At 33.9% G+C, this 16719-nt stretch carries 18 protein-coding genes and 1 tRNA gene; 9 read left to right on the top strand and 10 right to left on the bottom strand.

Annotated elements, in window-relative coordinates; all coding sequences use genetic code 11:
* Positions 1-145 precede the first annotated feature (145 nt).
* Genes WMO38_RS11800 through WMO38_RS11780 form a run of 5 tightly spaced genes read left to right on the top strand, consistent with a single transcriptional unit; the run spans position 146 to position 3064 of the window.
* The gene (locus WMO38_RS11800) at positions 146-910 is read left to right on the top strand and encodes an ABC transporter ATP-binding protein (protein ID WP_173865059.1); all 765 of its coding nucleotides are present in this window, start codon (positions 146-148) and stop codon (positions 908-910) included.
* A complete protein-coding gene (locus WMO38_RS11795) occupies positions 907-1632 on the top strand; it encodes an ABC transporter permease (RefSeq protein WP_349162848.1) in 726 nt (241 codons plus the stop codon). The genes WMO38_RS11800 and WMO38_RS11795 overlap by 4 nt, the downstream gene beginning before the upstream one ends.
* Before the next feature lie 13 nt (positions 1633-1645).
* On the top strand, positions 1646-2410 hold the full coding sequence (locus WMO38_RS11790; protein WP_173865057.1) for an ABC transporter permease: 765 nt from the start codon (positions 1646-1648) through the stop codon (positions 2408-2410).
* A gap of 6 nt (positions 2411-2416) precedes the next feature.
* Entirely contained in the window at positions 2417-2701 is a 285-nt protein-coding gene (locus WMO38_RS11785) for a hypothetical protein (protein WP_173865056.1), read from the top strand.
* Positions 2702-2710: 9 nt separating this feature from the next.
* The gene (locus tag WMO38_RS11780; RefSeq protein ID WP_117850511.1) at positions 2711-3064 is read left to right on the top strand and encodes a response regulator; all 354 of its coding nucleotides are present in this window, start codon (positions 2711-2713) and stop codon (positions 3062-3064) included.
* Positions 3065-3150: 86 nt separating this feature from the next.
* Here the strand turns inward: WMO38_RS11780 and WMO38_RS11775 are convergent, their stop codons facing one another.
* Positions 3151-3510, bottom strand: a complete 360-nt coding sequence (locus WMO38_RS11775; protein WP_005342894.1) for a helix-turn-helix transcriptional regulator — start codon at positions 3508-3510, stop codon at positions 3151-3153.
* Positions 3511-4007: 497 nt separating this feature from the next.
* Here WMO38_RS11775 and WMO38_RS11770 point away from each other — a divergent pair, with 497 nt between their 5' ends.
* From WMO38_RS11770 to WMO38_RS11755, 4 genes are all read left to right on the top strand, one after another.
* Positions 4008-4439, top strand: a complete 432-nt coding sequence (locus tag WMO38_RS11770) for an RNA polymerase sigma factor (RefSeq protein ID WP_173865055.1) — start codon at positions 4008-4010, stop codon at positions 4437-4439.
* Entirely contained in the window at positions 4429-4668 is a 240-nt protein-coding gene (locus WMO38_RS11765; protein ID WP_005423216.1) for a helix-turn-helix domain-containing protein, read from the top strand. Before WMO38_RS11770 ends, WMO38_RS11765 begins: the two co-directional genes overlap by 11 nt.
* 498 nt (positions 4669-5166) lie before the next feature.
* Complete coding sequence (locus tag WMO38_RS11760) at positions 5167-5367, top strand: helix-turn-helix domain-containing protein (RefSeq protein WP_226814520.1); 201 nt, start codon at positions 5167-5169, stop codon at positions 5365-5367.
* A gap of 21 nt (positions 5368-5388) precedes the next feature.
* Positions 5389-6855 carry a site-specific integrase gene (locus WMO38_RS11755; RefSeq protein ID WP_349162844.1) on the top strand — a complete coding sequence of 489 codons (1467 nt, stop codon included), beginning with the start codon at positions 5389-5391 and terminating at the stop codon, positions 6853-6855.
* Positions 6856-7086: 231 nt separating this feature from the next.
* Here WMO38_RS11755 and WMO38_RS11750 read toward each other — a convergent pair.
* From WMO38_RS11750 to WMO38_RS11710, 9 genes are all read right to left on the bottom strand, one after another.
* A tRNA-Arg gene (locus WMO38_RS11750) sits at positions 7087-7163 on the bottom strand.
* A 233-nt stretch (positions 7164-7396) separates the two neighbouring features.
* Entirely contained in the window at positions 7397-9469 is a 2073-nt protein-coding gene (locus tag WMO38_RS11745) for a methyl-accepting chemotaxis protein (RefSeq protein ID WP_349162842.1), read from the bottom strand.
* A gap of 29 nt (positions 9470-9498) precedes the next feature.
* Positions 9499-10425, bottom strand: coding sequence for a DUF3881 family protein (locus WMO38_RS11740; RefSeq protein ID WP_349162840.1), 927 nt, complete (start codon positions 10423-10425; stop codon positions 9499-9501).
* Between the two features lie 13 nt (positions 10426-10438).
* Positions 10439-11476: an HD-GYP domain-containing protein gene (locus WMO38_RS11735; RefSeq protein ID WP_349162838.1), complete on the bottom strand. Its 1038-nt coding sequence runs from the start codon at positions 11474-11476 to the stop codon at positions 10439-10441.
* A 327-nt stretch (positions 11477-11803) separates the two neighbouring features.
* Positions 11804-13087: a serine--tRNA ligase gene (serS, locus tag WMO38_RS11730; protein WP_186837480.1), complete on the bottom strand. Its 1284-nt coding sequence runs from the start codon at positions 13085-13087 to the stop codon at positions 11804-11806.
* Between the two features lie 135 nt (positions 13088-13222).
* Entirely contained in the window at positions 13223-13786 is a 564-nt protein-coding gene (locus WMO38_RS11725) for a DUF4446 family protein (protein ID WP_349162836.1), read from the bottom strand.
* Between the two features lie 108 nt (positions 13787-13894).
* Complete coding sequence (locus WMO38_RS11720; protein WP_021865613.1) at positions 13895-14827, bottom strand: ParB/RepB/Spo0J family partition protein; 933 nt, start codon at positions 14825-14827, stop codon at positions 13895-13897.
* A gap of 68 nt (positions 14828-14895) precedes the next feature.
* On the bottom strand, positions 14896-15654 hold the full coding sequence (locus WMO38_RS11715) for a ParA family protein (RefSeq protein WP_349162834.1): 759 nt from the start codon (positions 15652-15654) through the stop codon (positions 14896-14898).
* 407 nt (positions 15655-16061) lie between these two features.
* On the bottom strand, positions 16062-16706 hold the full coding sequence (locus WMO38_RS11710) for a response regulator (protein WP_349162832.1): 645 nt from the start codon (positions 16704-16706) through the stop codon (positions 16062-16064).
* Positions 16707-16719: the final 13 nt, after the last annotated feature.

The following is a 16719-nucleotide window of genomic DNA, read 5'->3' as shown; positions in this document are numbered from 1 at the left end:
CTCTTTATTTTTCTTTATCCTATTATAACATTCTGAAAAAAGTTAAACAGTCATTTTCTCATTTGTAAGGTAAATGTAAGGTAGAGAGAATGTGGCTGTAATGTAGGTGTTTTATATTGTGAGTATGAAGAAAGGAGCAACAATTATGAAAAACATGATTGAAACTAAAAATTTAACAAAAACATACAAAGCGTTTACCGCCGTAGACCATGTGTCTTTACACATTAAGAAAGGTAGTATTTACGGATTTCTCGGTCCAAATGGTGCCGGAAAATCTACAACTATGAAAATGCTTTTGGGATTAACTGCACCTACCGATGGAGAGTTCCAAATAGATAACTTGACTTTTCCGAATAATCGTGTTCAAATTTTGAAAAAAATCGGTTCTTTTATTGAATCCCCGTCATTTTATCCAAATTTAACAGGTAGAGAAAATCTTGATATTATTCGTAGAATTTTAGGACTTCCAGCGACTAGCGTTGATGAAGCATTAGAATTAGTAGGATTATCTGAATTTGGTAATCGCTTGGCGAAAAAATATTCTTTAGGAATGAAACAACGTTTAGGACTTGCTTCTGCTTTGCTTGGCGAACCACCAGTTTTAATTTTAGATGAACCAACAAACGGCTTAGACCCAGCAGGTATCCATGAAATTCGCAACCTAATTAAATCACTTCCAAAAAGATATGACTGTACGGTTCTGATTTCATCACATATGTTATCAGAAATTGAGTTACTAGCTGACGACATTGGTATTTTAAATCACGGAAAATTACTATTTGAAGGAAGTCTTGATGATTTGAAATTGACGGCACATCAAGCTGGTTTTGAAAATGATAATTTAGAAGAAATGTTTTTATCCATGATTGATGAGGATAACGCCAACAGAAAGCAGAGGTTAAAATTATGAGAAATTTAACCGTAGAATTAAAAAAATGTAAACGTACTGGGATATTAGAAGTGTTACCGATTGTTGGACTTCTTGGTGCATTATATGCTTTTGCAAATTTTATAGTTCGCAAAGATGTTTTGTTAAACTTACCGCTTCCACCTATGGATGTTTTGCTGACACAGCTTTACGGAATGATTATGATTCTTAATATGTTTGGCATTATCGTAGCGACAACTTTAACATATAATATCGAATTTCAAGGAAATGCAATTAAAAAGATGTATATGCTTCCTTTCAAGACATCATCTATTTTCAAAAATAAATTTTATATATTGTTTGTTTTGCTTGCTGTTTGTATCGTCTTGCAGAACGGAGCTTTGTGTATTATTGGAAATATATTTTTGCCTAGTGGAACTTTTGAATTATTAACACTTGTTAAATATACAGGATATTGCTTTGTTTCAACTTTACCAGTATTAGCATTTATGCTCTTGGTATCATCACGATGTGAAAATATATGGTTTACATTAGGTATTGGCGTTGCAGGATTTTTTAGCGGTATGGCAATGTCGCTTTCAGATATGTCCCTATTTCTTATCAATCCATTTGTACTAATGATGAAACCTGCGGTGGCTTCTACGGCAAGTATTGATATAAATGTTTTAATTTTAGGGTTTGTTGAAACAATCATATTCTTCGTAATTGGCTGGTATCTTGGTAAAATAAAACATTATGAATAAAGGAGGAAATAGTATGTCAATCATTGAATTGATAAAAATAGAATTTATGAAAGTAAAAAGGTCTATGATTTTACCTTTACTTTTAATTCCGCCTATCTTAGTTGTAGTTTCTGGCGTATCTAGTATTAGTATGTATATGACGCCAGAATATACAGACGCTTGGTCGGCAATGTTCATTCAAAGTGCATTACTTTTTGGATATTATTTACTTCCATTCTCAATGGTAGTTGTTTGTGTTATGATTGCCAACAGAGAAATAAAGAATAATGGCATATTAAAAATGCTTGCTTTGCCCGTTAGTAAAGGAAAACTTGCATTGACAAAGTTCTTGGTATTATTGAGCTTTTTAGCAATTGAGTTACTTATATTTTTCAGTTCATTCATTATTGCAGGTGTTATCGCTACTAAAATAATGAATGTAACTGAAACTATTCCCGTTTTTTATTTACTAACATGGACAGTAAAATTATTTGTGACAATGGTTCCAGCTATTGCTTGTATGTGGACGATTACTGTACTATTTGAAAAACCACTATTGTCTATGGGATTAAATTTGCTCTTAATAATTCCGGGAGTTTTAATTGCTAATACACCTTTGTGGTTAATGTACCCTTATTGTTATAGCGGTTATGTCGTATCAGATGCATTACATACTGTAACAACGGCGGGAACAGGAGGTACAATATCACTATTTCCGTTTGTACCGTGTGCTGTAATCATATCAGCACTTGCACTATGTGTTTCTGTTAAATACTTTGGAAGAAAAGAAATGAGGTAATATAAAATGAAAAAAAGTAAATTAAGCGTTGTTGCATTGGTCATTTCGCTGTTACCATTTATCACATTATTGATTTCCCTTTTTTCAGAAAAAATTACAGGTGGGCTTCAAATGGGATTAACAGCATTAAATGTAATTTCAATATTATTGGGTTTAGGTCTTTCAATTTCAGTAGTAAAAAACCCAAAACGTAGAGATGTATTTTCAATTATTGCTTTATGTATTTGTGGCTTTTGGGGGCTACTTATGGTTGGTATTTTAATTTTGGGCTTAATACTCACTTTTATGTAAGAGGTGCTTATGAAAAATATATTGATTGTAGAAGATTCAGCTACTTATAGAGAATTATTATGTAAAGTTCTCAAAGGTAAAGGATATAAAGTAAAAGGTGTCGGCTCAGTAAAATCTGCTCTAGATGAAATAAAAAAGGATATTTATGATTTCATTTGTACTGATTATAATCTCCCAGACGATACAGGTACAGCATTACTTCAACATGAATTCACAAAAAATATACCCATCTGTATAATGACAACTTCTGTTGATAGACACATATTTAATATGGCAAAGTCATTAGGTGCTGTTGAGTGTTTTGATAAAGCAACATTTGATTTTGTGGATGATTTATGTAATTGCATAGAGAATAAAAAGTAACATATTAAAATTTGTTACCTGCGGAGCAGATCAACAAATAAGTGTTAAAAAATCTGTATAGAAAAACAGAGAAAATAAGAAGCAAATCACTTCTTATTCTCTCTGCTGTTCAAGATACCGTCAATCGTACCTTGAATGATTTTTAATTCGTTATCACTCAATAAATCAAGTGACGAATCTATCTGACGGCGGGCTGTATTTTTTTCAACATTCTTCGCTGGATAGAAATACTCGTCAACAGATATATTGAACATGGTAACTAAATCATGGAATAACTGAAAGCTAGGGTGTTTTCCGATATTTTCAATATCTGCGATATGACGTTCTCCGTAAAAGACTTTATCGCCTAAATCATTTCTGGAAAGCCCTGCTTTCTCTCTGGCTTCTCTGATTGCCAGTCCTAAAGGACGAAAATCAAAGCTATGCGTATCTTTCTTTTTTCTCATTTTTAATCACCTAGCATGAGTTTATACTTCATGTTATGTGATTAGAATGTGTTAAAAACTCATATTATATGCACTGTAAATTCAAGTAAAAATATTACCTCGTTCGGTAAATAAAAAAAACCGTTCTGTGGGTAATCTCTTTTATAATGTCCAAAAATATAGGGACGGTTTGGGTATAACCAGAGCTGTCCTTTTTCTATTTTCACAGGCTTGCTCTGGTCAAGGAGCAATTTGTGATTCTAAGTAAAACAGGCAGTCTATACCGACAACCGAATTTATTTCCTCTTTTTCTTAGTATATCATCAGCCCTTGAACATGAATTAAAAACTCATATATCAGATGTTTTAAAAGCAGTCTATTTGCTATTGGTGCAAATAGGCTGTTTTCATATTTATAAATTTTTTTTCAATCCTGCAACAAATCACACCCTGCCGTACAGATATGGTGCGGAAAGAGGGATACATACTTTTCACTTCATAGCGAAAGGGGGTGTGATTTTGAAACCATCAGACTTCCAAAAGACAATACAATGTCAGTTTGACTGTAAGCTCAAAAAGGTTGTGAAAGGCATTGTCCGTAACTACCGCAAGGAATTAGCCAGACGACAGGCAAAGGAAGTATCCTTTTGTGAGCTTCCAGAGATTGTTGTTGAGAAATTGATTGTATGGGACGATTACGAAAGTGAATATACAACGTTCGATGTGTGCGGTACAGAAATCCGTGTACTTGATAAAGAACTTGCAGAAGCACTGAAACAGTTGCCGGAGCAAAGCCGGAACATTGTATTGATGTTTTTCTTCTTGGATATGAGCGATTCGGAGATAGGCGAAAAGCTGAATATCAACCGAAGCACATCATATAGGCACAGAAGAAATTCACTTGAAGAAATCAGAAAGCAGTTAAAGGAGAAGAAAACAAATGAAGAATAAGCAACACACACTTCCATCATTTTTTCTCATATCATCAGCCGTGGACGGTAACGAAAACGCCATAGAAAAGCTGTTGCTGTTCTATGAAGCCTATATATCAAAATGCTGTTTACGCCCGTTTTACGATGAATACGGCAACGTATACATTGTGGTTGATATGGAATTAAAGGGACGTATCAGAGAAGCCCTTTTGAAAATGATATGTGAATTTGAAATAGACGAACATTAAGTAATATTTGAGCGGAGCATGATTTAATAAACTCCCCTCTTTCCTGTTCCGCTTTTTCTTATCATTCTGTATCAGTCCATTTGCAAAAATGAATTGATACAGGCTGACAAGAGCCTAACAGTTCTTTGACAACTGAATAATGCAGACAGATACGTTTGTGCTTGCAGTGAGCCATCAGAAATTGTACGCCGTGACTTTTCCAATCGGGAGATAGCGATTCATGCAATGATCTGGGAGCGACCGTTGGAAAAGTCGTTCTGCCATGACCTGCAACACAGGATAATGATACACCCGTATGACACGGTTCAGCCCACAGGAATGGGAATGGTTGAGATACCAGTGGAGCTTGCCAAAGCCATTTGTCTGCATATAAAAAGTATTAGCAAAAGTGTTAGCAACGGCAAAAAACATATCCGCAAGAGTTATTGATATGCTATAATGACCTTGTTAAACGTATGTATTTTGCTGTTATCACACGGAAAGGAGTTATTATTACTCGTGATAAGTGATACATCAAATACAGAAACTCCTAAAAAGGAGAAAAAGACATATACAGTAGAGGAAATTGCAGAACAATTATGTGTGAGTAAAAAAGTGGCTTACGCATTGGTTAAAAGTGGACAGTTCGCTTATGTTCGTGCTGGTAGAGCCATACGGGTATCTAAAGATTCTTTCGATAAATGGTTAAATCAAAATTAACTGTTAAGGAGAGAATATATTATGGCTTCAATCAAAAAAAGAAAATCAACATTTTCCGTTATTTACTGGTATTTAGACAATGCAGGAGAACGTAAACAGAAATGGGATACGTTAGAGACAAAGAAAGAAGCAAAGCAGAGAAAAGCATTTGTTGAGTATTATCAAGAAAAATATGGTTATGTGATTGTTCCCTTAGAGGAACAGTTTGCACGCCAGATTGATGAATCGAAAAAAGAACTTGATAGTACCGATGAAGATATTACGCTTTGTGACTTTTTAAAAATATTTGTCAATCTCTATGGTACGTCAAAATGGTCGCCTAGTACATTTAGTAGTAAGGTCGGTACTATCGAAAATTACATCAATCCACTTATCGGGGATTGGAAGTTAAATGAGATTACCACAAAGAAATTATCTGCCTACTACAACGATTTATTGAGTGTTCCAGAAGTACCCAGAGCTAACAGAAAAGCTACGGGACGTTGCGTACAACCTGCCAATATCAAGAAAATACACGACATTATACGCTGTGCATTAAATCAAGCAATCCGTTGGGAATATATTGATACCAACAAGCGTAACCCTGCTTCATTAGCAACGCTTCCTAAAGTTCCTAAGGTAAAAAGAAAAGTCTGGAGTGTAGATACATTCCGTGAAGCAATTCAGCAGTCAGACGACGATTTATTAACTATCTGTATGCATTTGGCGTTTTCCTGCTCAATGCGTATTGGAGAAATTACAGGTCTTACATGGGAAGATGTGATTATTGATGAACAATCCATTGCAACGAATAACGCAAGGGTAATCATCAACAAAGAGCTTTCCAGAGTAAATGCACAAGCTATGCAGAAATTAAAGGAAAAAGATATTATCAAGATTTTTCCGACACAAAAGCCACATTGCACAACAAGGCTTGTATTAAAGACACCAAAGACAGAAACAAGTAATCGTACCGTATGGTTGCCAAAGACAGTTGCAGAATTGCTGGTGCAATATCAAAAAGACCAAAAGGAATTACAGGAATTTCTAGGAGACGCTTATAACAATTACAACCTTGTTATAGCTTTGGAAAATGGAAATCCCGTTGAAAGTAGAATTGTGAGAGACAGATTTCAAAAGTTATGCGAACAAAATGGCTATGAAAAAGTTGTTTTCCACAGTCTGCGTCATTTATCCACAGGATACAAATTGAAAATGACCAACGGCGATGTAAAATCGGTACAAGGCGATACAGGTCATGCAGAAGCAGAAATGGTTACAGACGTTTATTCAGAAATCATAGACGAAGATAGACGTTACAATGCTCAAAAGATGGACGAACAATTTTATTCCACTCTAAACCATGATTCAGAAATGCAACCACAAAATGAGGAAGTTCAGCCAGAAAGCAACGGCTTATCAGACAGTGATATGGAGCTTTTACAGCTTTTAAAATCACTTACGCCAGAGATGAAAGCAATGCTTTTGAAACAATCAGCTTCAAAGTAATTTTTCAAAAGTGTTAGCAAATCTTCAAAAATCTGCTGATATTTTTTCAAAATAAAAAAAGTGTTAGCAAACTCTTCTACTCAAACAGTCATAAAAATATCGAATTACAAATTCTGAAAATCAAAAGAAATTGCAAAATATAAATTGAATATGTTCTTATCCGACAGGTTATAAGCCAAAAACAAAAGAAGCTGAAAACCTCGATAAATCAAGGCTTTCAGCGTTGTTTGCTGGCGTCCCAGACAGGAATCGAACCTGCGACGTTTCGCTTAGGAGGCGAACCCTCTATCCTACTGAGGTACTGAGACTTATTTAATTGTAATGGAGCAATTTTCAAATTTATTTCATAAATCGCTTCCAAAAGGGGATTGCTCCACCTGACCCTTAGGAGGCGCTCGTTATATCCATTTAACTACGAGAACAAAATTGGTATGCCAATAAAGATTACTCCTCATTAACATACCAATTATTGTATCATATATTACTTACATGGTCAAATACAATTAAATCACCATCATCACATAAAATTTGGCTCACAATCTTATTCAAGAGTAAACTTGTCAATTGACTCTTTCAATGCGACAGCAATCTCATCAAGCTCGATTGTGCACTGGTTAAGGTTGTGCATTGTAGCATTTACTTCTTCTGCTGAAGCAGTAACCTCTTCTGCTGCTGCTGCTGTTTCTGTTGAAATTGCAGCAACATCTTCCATCTTCTCGATAACGCTCTGTCTGCCGTCATCCATCTGAGTATTAAGATTTGTAATATTATCAAGACCTTCCTTGAGTGCATTAACTGAATTAGAAATTGTATTAAACAGGTTCTTAGTATCCTGAATTGACATATTCTGTTCTGTTATAATGTCATCTGTCTCATCAAGAGTCTTCTCAACAAGCTGTGACTTTTCTGAAATCTCATTTACAATCTGCTTAATCTCATCTGTAGAAGCCTGTGACTGTTCAGCAAGCTTTCTGATTTCATCAGCAACAACAGCAAATCCACGTCCGCTCTCACCGGCTCTTGCAGCCTCAATACTTGCATTAAGCGAAAGAAGATTTGTCTGCTCTGTAATCTCTGTAATCGCATTTGAAATGAAGTTAATCTTTTCGATACTTTCAACCATTTCCTTCATAACTTCCTTAGAAAGTCTTGAATTATCAATAGACTGCTGTGCCTTACCGATAAGGTTATCAACAATCTCAATACCCTGATTACTTAACTTCTGTGTTTCAACTGACATATCATTAATATCACTTACATATGCCTTAGTCTCATGAAGTTTTTCTGCAAGATTTTCAACTTCCTTAGTAGCATTGCTTGTACTCTCAGCCTGTCCTACAGCACCTGTAGATACACTCTGTATAGCTTCTGATACCTGATTTACAGTCTCAGTTGTAGTCTTGCTGATTTCTGAAATATTTTCTGAAGACTTAATAATAACTTCTGAATGTTCTTCCACATCTTTTATAAGTACAGATACATTATCTACCATTTCATTAAAGTTATTCTCAAGTGTACCAAATTCGTTCTTCTTTCTTATAGGAATTCTCTGTGTAAGATCTCCAGAAGCTACACTCTTCATAACACCGTTAATCTTCTTGATTTCTTTTGTAAATGTCATAGTTACAAGAATAGCAATTATAATACCGATTATAAATGAAACAACACCTGTTCTTACTGTAGCATTTGTAATCTTTGAAACAACTGAAGCAGTTTCTTTATCACTTACAAAACCAACAAGTGTCCATCCTGTTACCTCATCCTTTGTAGCGATAACTTCTACATTTTCACCATTAATCTTTTCTGAGAAAATATTGATGCCATATTCATTTTCGCTGCCTTTGTAACTGTTTAACTTATCCCAGAAGCCAAGTGATGTAACACTTCCGCTGCAATATGTATTTCTTTCATTATCAACGATAACCTGTCCGTTGCTGTCAACAAGAAGAACATAACCAGTATTTAAAAGACCAATATTCTGAACATACTCTGTTACTTCTGAAAAATCAATATCCATACCCACAACGCCGTAATTTTCATTGTTTGTATACTTAATTTCCTGTGAAACAGTAAAAATTGTATCACCTGTCTCGCTGTCTTTATATGGGTCGCTCATATATGCGTAAACATTATTTCTTGCAGCAAGACCGATACTGTTCTTATACCATACTTTTGATGTATCATTGGCATTAGTCACAACTGTTTTCTTATTAGTTGTTTTACCATTTGCAGGATTTGGCTCAACCCAGCCTGTAATCTTATATCCAGTCTTTGTTGTAAAGAATGCTCTCTTTGCACCGCTTGTAACCTTAACTGATGCACAAAGTGAATCCTGAATTGCTTTTACATTATCATCAATAGTTCCCTGATCTTCAAGATGCTTAACTTCATTTTTACGTGTAAGCAAATCGATAGGCTGACTTAGTGTTTTTAAATAAGTCTCAAAACCTTTCTTTGTCTCCTGAAGTGTCTGCTCACTTGTAAGCTGCATATTACTTCTCTGCGTTGACTTTGTTGTAACAACAACATCAATTGCCAACATGAATGTAGGAATACTGATTGCAATTATAAAAAATATAACAAGCTGTACGCCTATACCTCTTAACCTTTTCATAGCATTTCTCTCCTGTCATTTTATTTTTGTTATTTGTTAAATTTAACATTTCCCTGAAGCCATATCTGCCCTTTGAAACGTCTGCCTACCATAGGTTCCCCGAGTAAATGTTTTTCATTTATCCCCAGCGTAAATTCAACATCATTACATTCAAGATTCATAATATATATATTCTCTCCCGTATAAGAATTACGCTCTTTTGATAACTCAAGAATTTCACCTATTACCGAATACTGGTCACATTCAACTCCGCACGGCATAAATGTTGAATCAACAATTGAAAATACATCTTCATACATAATCCTCTGACAAATCTTTGTATATGTATCAATATCTTCAATTGTAAGACTCTCCCTTGCTTCTTCGTCACCATTTTTTGCCGCTGCAATAAGCTTTCTTCGCTTTTTTTCAGCTTCTGTATTTTTAGCTGATTTACGACTGTTTTTATCTATCGGCAAAAGAATCATACCACCAAGTGAAAGTGCTGACAATACCACCGGTGTATTTTTTATAGGACATTTTGCAATAGCATTCCTTGTATCCGGATTAAATGAACCTTTTATATAATCAGGACGGCTAGTTACATAATTCATATAATCCATGACATTTTGTAAATAAAAAATAAGGGTCACACCTGTCCGCGATTCATCACATACAATAGAATATGATTCCTTATCAACATGCCTTTCTATTGTAAGCTCATCATTTTCAGAGATTTTATTTCCTATTATAAATGGGTAATAATATTCATATACGAACTTCTTTCCTTCGTATCTTCCAAAAATATATATCCCTGCCGACTCACTTACCCTTACAACAGCAACCCCACGTTTTAATGATTCATTTTTTAATATGTATCCCTCATCAATACATTGTCTGACAGCCGCCTTGATAAATCTTGACTCTTTCATTAAATCCATATCTGAAAATCCAATGGCACTTAAATATAAATTCATATATTCCTCATTCCTACAATGTATCAACAACAAACAATGTGAGTTTTTTTAACAAATCTATCTCTGTCTGTGGATTATACTCACTTCCATCTGCATGAGTAAGCATTTTTATTACCGGTCTGTCAGTTGAATCTTTATTCTGTCTTATTACTATTCCGACATCACCATCATTAAGAACAACCTTTATTCCAACAGGATACCATGCAATCGTCTCAAGGAACTTTGCTGCTATAGTAGAATCATACTTCTTACCTGCATTAACACGAATATACTCAATTGCCTGATAAACCTTAATCTTCTTATTACCAATTCCGCTTATAAGACTGTCATAATCATCACATATTGAAACAATCTTAACTTCTGATTTTAATTTGTCGCCCTTCTGTTTAAATGGAAATCCTTCTCCATCAACCTGTTCATGATGAAGAAGAATAATCTCCTTTGAAACATCTGAAATCCACTCTTCTTCCTGAATAGAGCTATATCCATAAATAGTATGTTTCTTATATTCCGGAACGTCTGATGCTCTCATCTGTGAAACACTGATATCAATATACGGAACCTGTATATACTTCAATCCTATATCATGAAGTATCGCACCCATGGAAACATTACGCACCTGACGCTCATTCATCTTTAATCTTAATGCCAGAATCGTAGAAAGCACACATACATTAATACAATGTGAATACATATCTGTACTAATATTTCTTATATCTGTTACTGACTCAAGTACCTCAGGTTCAGATAATACACTGTCAATAATCTTGTTAGCCTGCTCACCTATTCTTTTTAATTCATCATTATGTTTATAAATATGACGCTCAAGTATACTCTCAACAACCTTTTTTGAATTTTGAAGAGTTTCTTCAACGTCAAATTTTACATCATCTTTTATGTATACAGATGGAATATTATACTTACGCAGTTTATCAATATACTCTCCACGCAGTACCGTGTCAGACTGTATTAAAACCTGATCTTTGGCAGACATTATCGGAACAGCAAGTACTTCGCTCCCATTTAAATCATCAATCTTAACCAACCTCATAGAACTGTTCTGCCCTCCATTTGTCTAAAACTGTTCAAAACAAATTCACCTCTGCTTATGTGTATAATTTATCATATTTTAGCTATTTTTACAACCTTTACAGATGTAATATACTTACTAATCCACTATGCTTACGTCAGTCAGATACATCCGCACAAGTTCATTCATTTTTACACTGATATAACATAAAAATACTGTGGGCAAAATGTATTGCTCACAGTATTTACCAACTACAAAATATATCATATATTAAAATGCATTTCAATAAATTGTTTACTTTGTTTATTTAATATTAATATTTATACATATATATTAATGTGGTGTCCATTATTCGCCAAGCTTAGATTTACCACCCATATATGGTCTTAAAACTTCAGGAATTCTTACGCTTCCATCTGCCTGAAGGTTATTTTCAAGAAATGCGATAAGCATTCTTGGTGGTGCAACAACCGTGTTATTAAGAGTATGTGCAAAATACTTATTCTTGTTTTCATCCTGAACTCTGATTTTAAGTCTTCTTGCCTGTGCATCGCCAAGGTTAGAACATGAACCTACTTCAAAATATTTCTTCTGTCTTGGAGACCATGCTTCAACATCGATAGATTTAACTTTTAAATCTGCAAGATCGCCTGAGCAGCACTCAAGAGTTCTTACAGGAATATCAAGACTTCTGAATAAATCAACTGTATTCTTCCAAAGTTTATCAAACCACATCTTGCTGTCTTCCGGCTTGCATACAACAATCATTTCCTGCTTTTCGAACTGATGAATTCTGTATACACCTCTCTCCTCAATACCATGAGCACCTTTTTCTTTTCTGAAACATGGTGAATAACTTGTAAGAGTCTTAGGAAGTTCTGATTCTGGTGTAATTGTATCAATAAACTTACCAATCATTGAATGTTCACTTGTACCGATAAGATAAAGATCTTCACCTTCAATCTTGTACATCATGGCATCCATCTCATCAAAACTCATAACGCCTGTAACAACATTACTTCTTATCATAAATGGAGGTACACAGTATGTGAAGCCTCTGTCAATCATGAAATCTCTTGCATAAGAAATTACTGCTGAATGAAGTCTTGCAATGTCACCCATAAGGTAATAGAATCCATTACCTGCCACCTTGCCTGCTGAATCAAGGTCTATACCATTAAATTTGGCCATGATTTCTGTGTGATATGGTACTTCAAAATCAGGAACTACAGGTTCACCGAATTTTTCAATTTCAACATTTTCGCTATCATCCTTACCAATTGGAACACTAGGATCAATTATGTTAGGAATCGTCATCATAATCTCAGTTACTTTTGCATTAAGTTCACTTTCCTGTGCTTCAAGTTCCTTTAATCTGTCAGCATCTGCATTAACCTGAGCCTTAACAGCTTCTGCTTCTTCTTTCTTTCCCTGTCCCATTAAAGCACCAATCTGCTTAGAAAGCTTATTTCTGTTTGCACGAAGTTCATCAGCTTCTGTCTTAACTGCTCTTGCCTTTGCATCAAGTTCAATAACTTCATCAACTAACGGAAGCTTTCTATCCTGAAATTTATTTTTAATATTCTGTTTAACAATGTCAGGATTCTCTCTGACAAATTTCAAATCTAACATTTTTCCTCATTTCTGCACTGTCTTCTTAATATTTATAATCTAAAATAATACATCACGTGAAACATACGCTTATCTTCATTTGTGAAACAGTGCTATCCACAAACTAATTTATATCCTTTGATATTATGCACCATTTTACTTATTTTTTCCACTATTTTCAAGCATTTCATTAACCTTTTTGCCAAGTATGGCGTCGCCGGTTCTTCCTGCAACTGCCTCATCAAGAGCTTTTTGTTCCTCTTCGCCAAGTTCAATATAAGACTGACCATCAACAATCTCTTTAACATAAGCAAAGCAACCATTATTACTATGCATAACATTTACAAGATATCCGTTATTCAGCTTATCAAGCATACATAATGCAAAACTGAGTTTTCCGCCCATTTCATGGAATGCATCATACTTAACAACGCCAATCTTCTGGAATGTATATTCCATTTTTTCATATATATCTTTTATATTGTTTTCATTCTCAATAGATAGTTCTTTAATCTGATTAACATCTTCCAGATTACCCTTTATAAGTTCTTCTATAGATGTTCCATCACTTCCACCCATGAATTCCTTGTATTTCTTTTTCATTGATGAAGTTTTGCATATAGATATAATCGCTATGATTAGCGAAATCAACGTTACTGCCGCCATTCCCGTAAATACATATGCAGCATCTACAGAAAACAAGCCATAAAAATCAATCATCTTATCTCTTATCCTCCTTGTTTTGCGAAGCAAAATCCCAATGTGCATCTTTGATGCACTATACCTCATGTGAGGAGAGGATTGCCTCCTTGTTTTGCGAAGCAAACCTTATTCCTGTGTTTTTTTGAGCATCTCATATATTCTTTCTAATTCTGCCTGAGAGTAATACTCAATTTCAATTTTGCCCTTATTATTATTTTTGTTTTTTATTGCAACCTGACTGCCTAATATTTTGCTGAATTTATCTTCAAGGTCTCTGTAAATAAAATCATTTTCTGGTGCCTGTTTTACTGGTTTTTCAGGTTTATCAAGATCTCGCATAAGTTTTTCTACTTCACGCACACTAAGCTTTTCGTCAAAAATCTTTTGTGCAATCATATATTGCTTATCACCATCTTCAATTCCAATAATAGTTCTCGCATGGCCATTACTTAATTTTCCTTCCATAACCATTTCCTGAACTCTAGAATCAAGCTTTAATAATCTCAACGAATTAGTAATTGCTGCTCTTGATTTAGATACCTTTTCAGCAACTTCATCCTGCTTTAAACGATAATCCTTTATAAGTCTCTGATATGCCTGTGCCTCTTCAATTGGATTCAAATCTTCTCTCTGAATATTTTCAATAAGAGCAATTTCCATTACTTCCTGGTCAGAATAATCTTTTATAATAACCGGCACTTCTTTGACTCCTGCCAGTTTTGCTGCTCTCCATCTTCTCTCACCGGCAATTATTTCATAATAATTATCCTTTTTCTGCACAAGTAATGGCTGTAATACACCATACTGTTTAATTGATTCAGATAATTCAATAAGGGCATCTTCATCAAACATTTTTCTTGGCTGTTCTCTATTTGGCTCAACTTGAGATAATCTTACCTTTGTCTCTGCCGGCTCTTTAACCACAACTTCTTTAACTATTACTTTTTCATTTGTTTCTGCTGGCTCTTCCGGAATCAAAGCATTAATTCCACGTCCCAATCCTTTACCAAGTCCTTTTGATGAACTTTTACTGGATGAGGTTTTTTTGCTAACTGCCATTTATATATTTCCTCCAACTCATTTAATAATTTTGTTATATCACTTTCAATTTAATAAGACATATGTAATCATCTACTCATAACTTCATCTGCAAGCATCCTATAACTCTCAGCTCCTGATGATTTTGTATCATACTTATTAATCGGCAATCCATGACTTGGTGCTTCTGCAAGTCTGATATTTCTAGGTATGATTGTCTTATAAATATTCTGTTTTAAATTATCTTTAACATTCTCTACAACCTGAAGTGACAAATTTGTTCTCGAATCATACATTGTAAATACAACACCTTCAAGTTCAAGAAGTGGATTCAATTTTTTCTTTACAAGATTAATTGTATGTATAAGCTGAGTCAAACCTTCCAACGCATAATATTCACATTGAATTGGAACTAATACAGTATCAGCTGCTGTCATCGCATTTACAGTAAGCATACTTAGTGATGGGGGACAATCCAATATAACATAATCATAATTATTTCTTACTGTATTAATTGCATTTTTTAAAATATATTCTCGATTTTCAATATCAATCAAATCAATCTCTGCCCCGGCAAGATTTACATTAGATGGAATGATATCAAGATTTTCAAATATATCTTTACATATTGCATCAGATATATCAATTTCTTGCAACATAACTTCATATATTGTATTATCTACATTGTCCTTTGCTATCCCCAATCCACTTGTCGTATTTCCCTGCGGATCTATATCTACAACTAGAACTCTTTGACCTTTTTCAGCAAGACATGCTGAAAGGTTAATTGCTGTCGTAGTTTTGCCTACGCCACCCTTCTGATTTGCTATTGCTATTATTCTCCCCATAACTCCTCGATTTCCATATATGTTCGCGTTCTTGCATTTACTTGCATATATTTATTCAGCTGCCACAACCAATAATGTTTCACGTGAAACATATATATAACTTATAAATATCACATAAGATGTTTCACGTGAAACATCTAAAGAATACATATCACATTAGCATTTTCATTAATTAAATATAACTCAATACCATTAATAATTATAACACACAATATTTATTTTTTGTTGTATATTATATAATTTTTTCTTTATTTTTTTTAATACATTAGACAGTCATAAATTTTTTATAAACATAAGTTTTATATAATAGCACACATATATAATAACATATATAATAACAAACATAAAAAAAGATGAGACTTGACCTACAAATCTCATCCATATACATATCAATTATATATAATTAATTACTTAATCTCAACTATTCCATTTTTAATTGCAAAAACTGCAGCCTGTGTTCTATCTGATACATCAATTTTCTTAAATATATTTGATATATGATTTTTAACTGTTCTTTCGCTAATATTTAACATTGCTGCAATTTCTTTATTAAGAAGTCCCTGTGCAATAAGCTTTAATATTTCAAGTTCCCTCTTTGTAAGAGAATCTATCATAGATTTCTTAACATCTCTCCTTGCAAGGCTTGAATTAAGCATTACTGTAAGACTAGGTTCTACATAAATCTCATTTTTTTCAACGCTGTCAATAGCGTCCTTTAAAATAGCAAAATCTGAATTTTTTAAAACATAACCATTACATTTATAATCAAGAGCCTTTATTAAATAATCAATATCATCATAAAGTGTAACCATTATAACTTTTTTATTTATATTTTCCTGACGCATAATTTTTAATGTCTGTAATCCATTAAGATTTGGCATATTAATATCCATAATTATAATATCAGGATTTGTCTTGTTAACAACATCAAGACATTCATATCCATCTCCTGCCTCTCCAACAACATTATATGCCTTATCTAATTCAAGAAGACATTTTAGACCTTCCCTTACCATTTTATGATCATCTGCAATAACAATATTAACTGCCATAATACTTAACTCC

This window comes from Lachnospira hominis (ex Hitch et al. 2025) (genome assembly GCF_040096395.1).
Classification (GTDB): domain Bacteria; phylum Bacillota; class Clostridia; order Lachnospirales; family Lachnospiraceae; genus Lachnospira; species Lachnospira hominis.
Note: the sequence above shows the minus strand (reverse complement) of the source record. Positions and strands in the feature narration are given on the sequence as shown.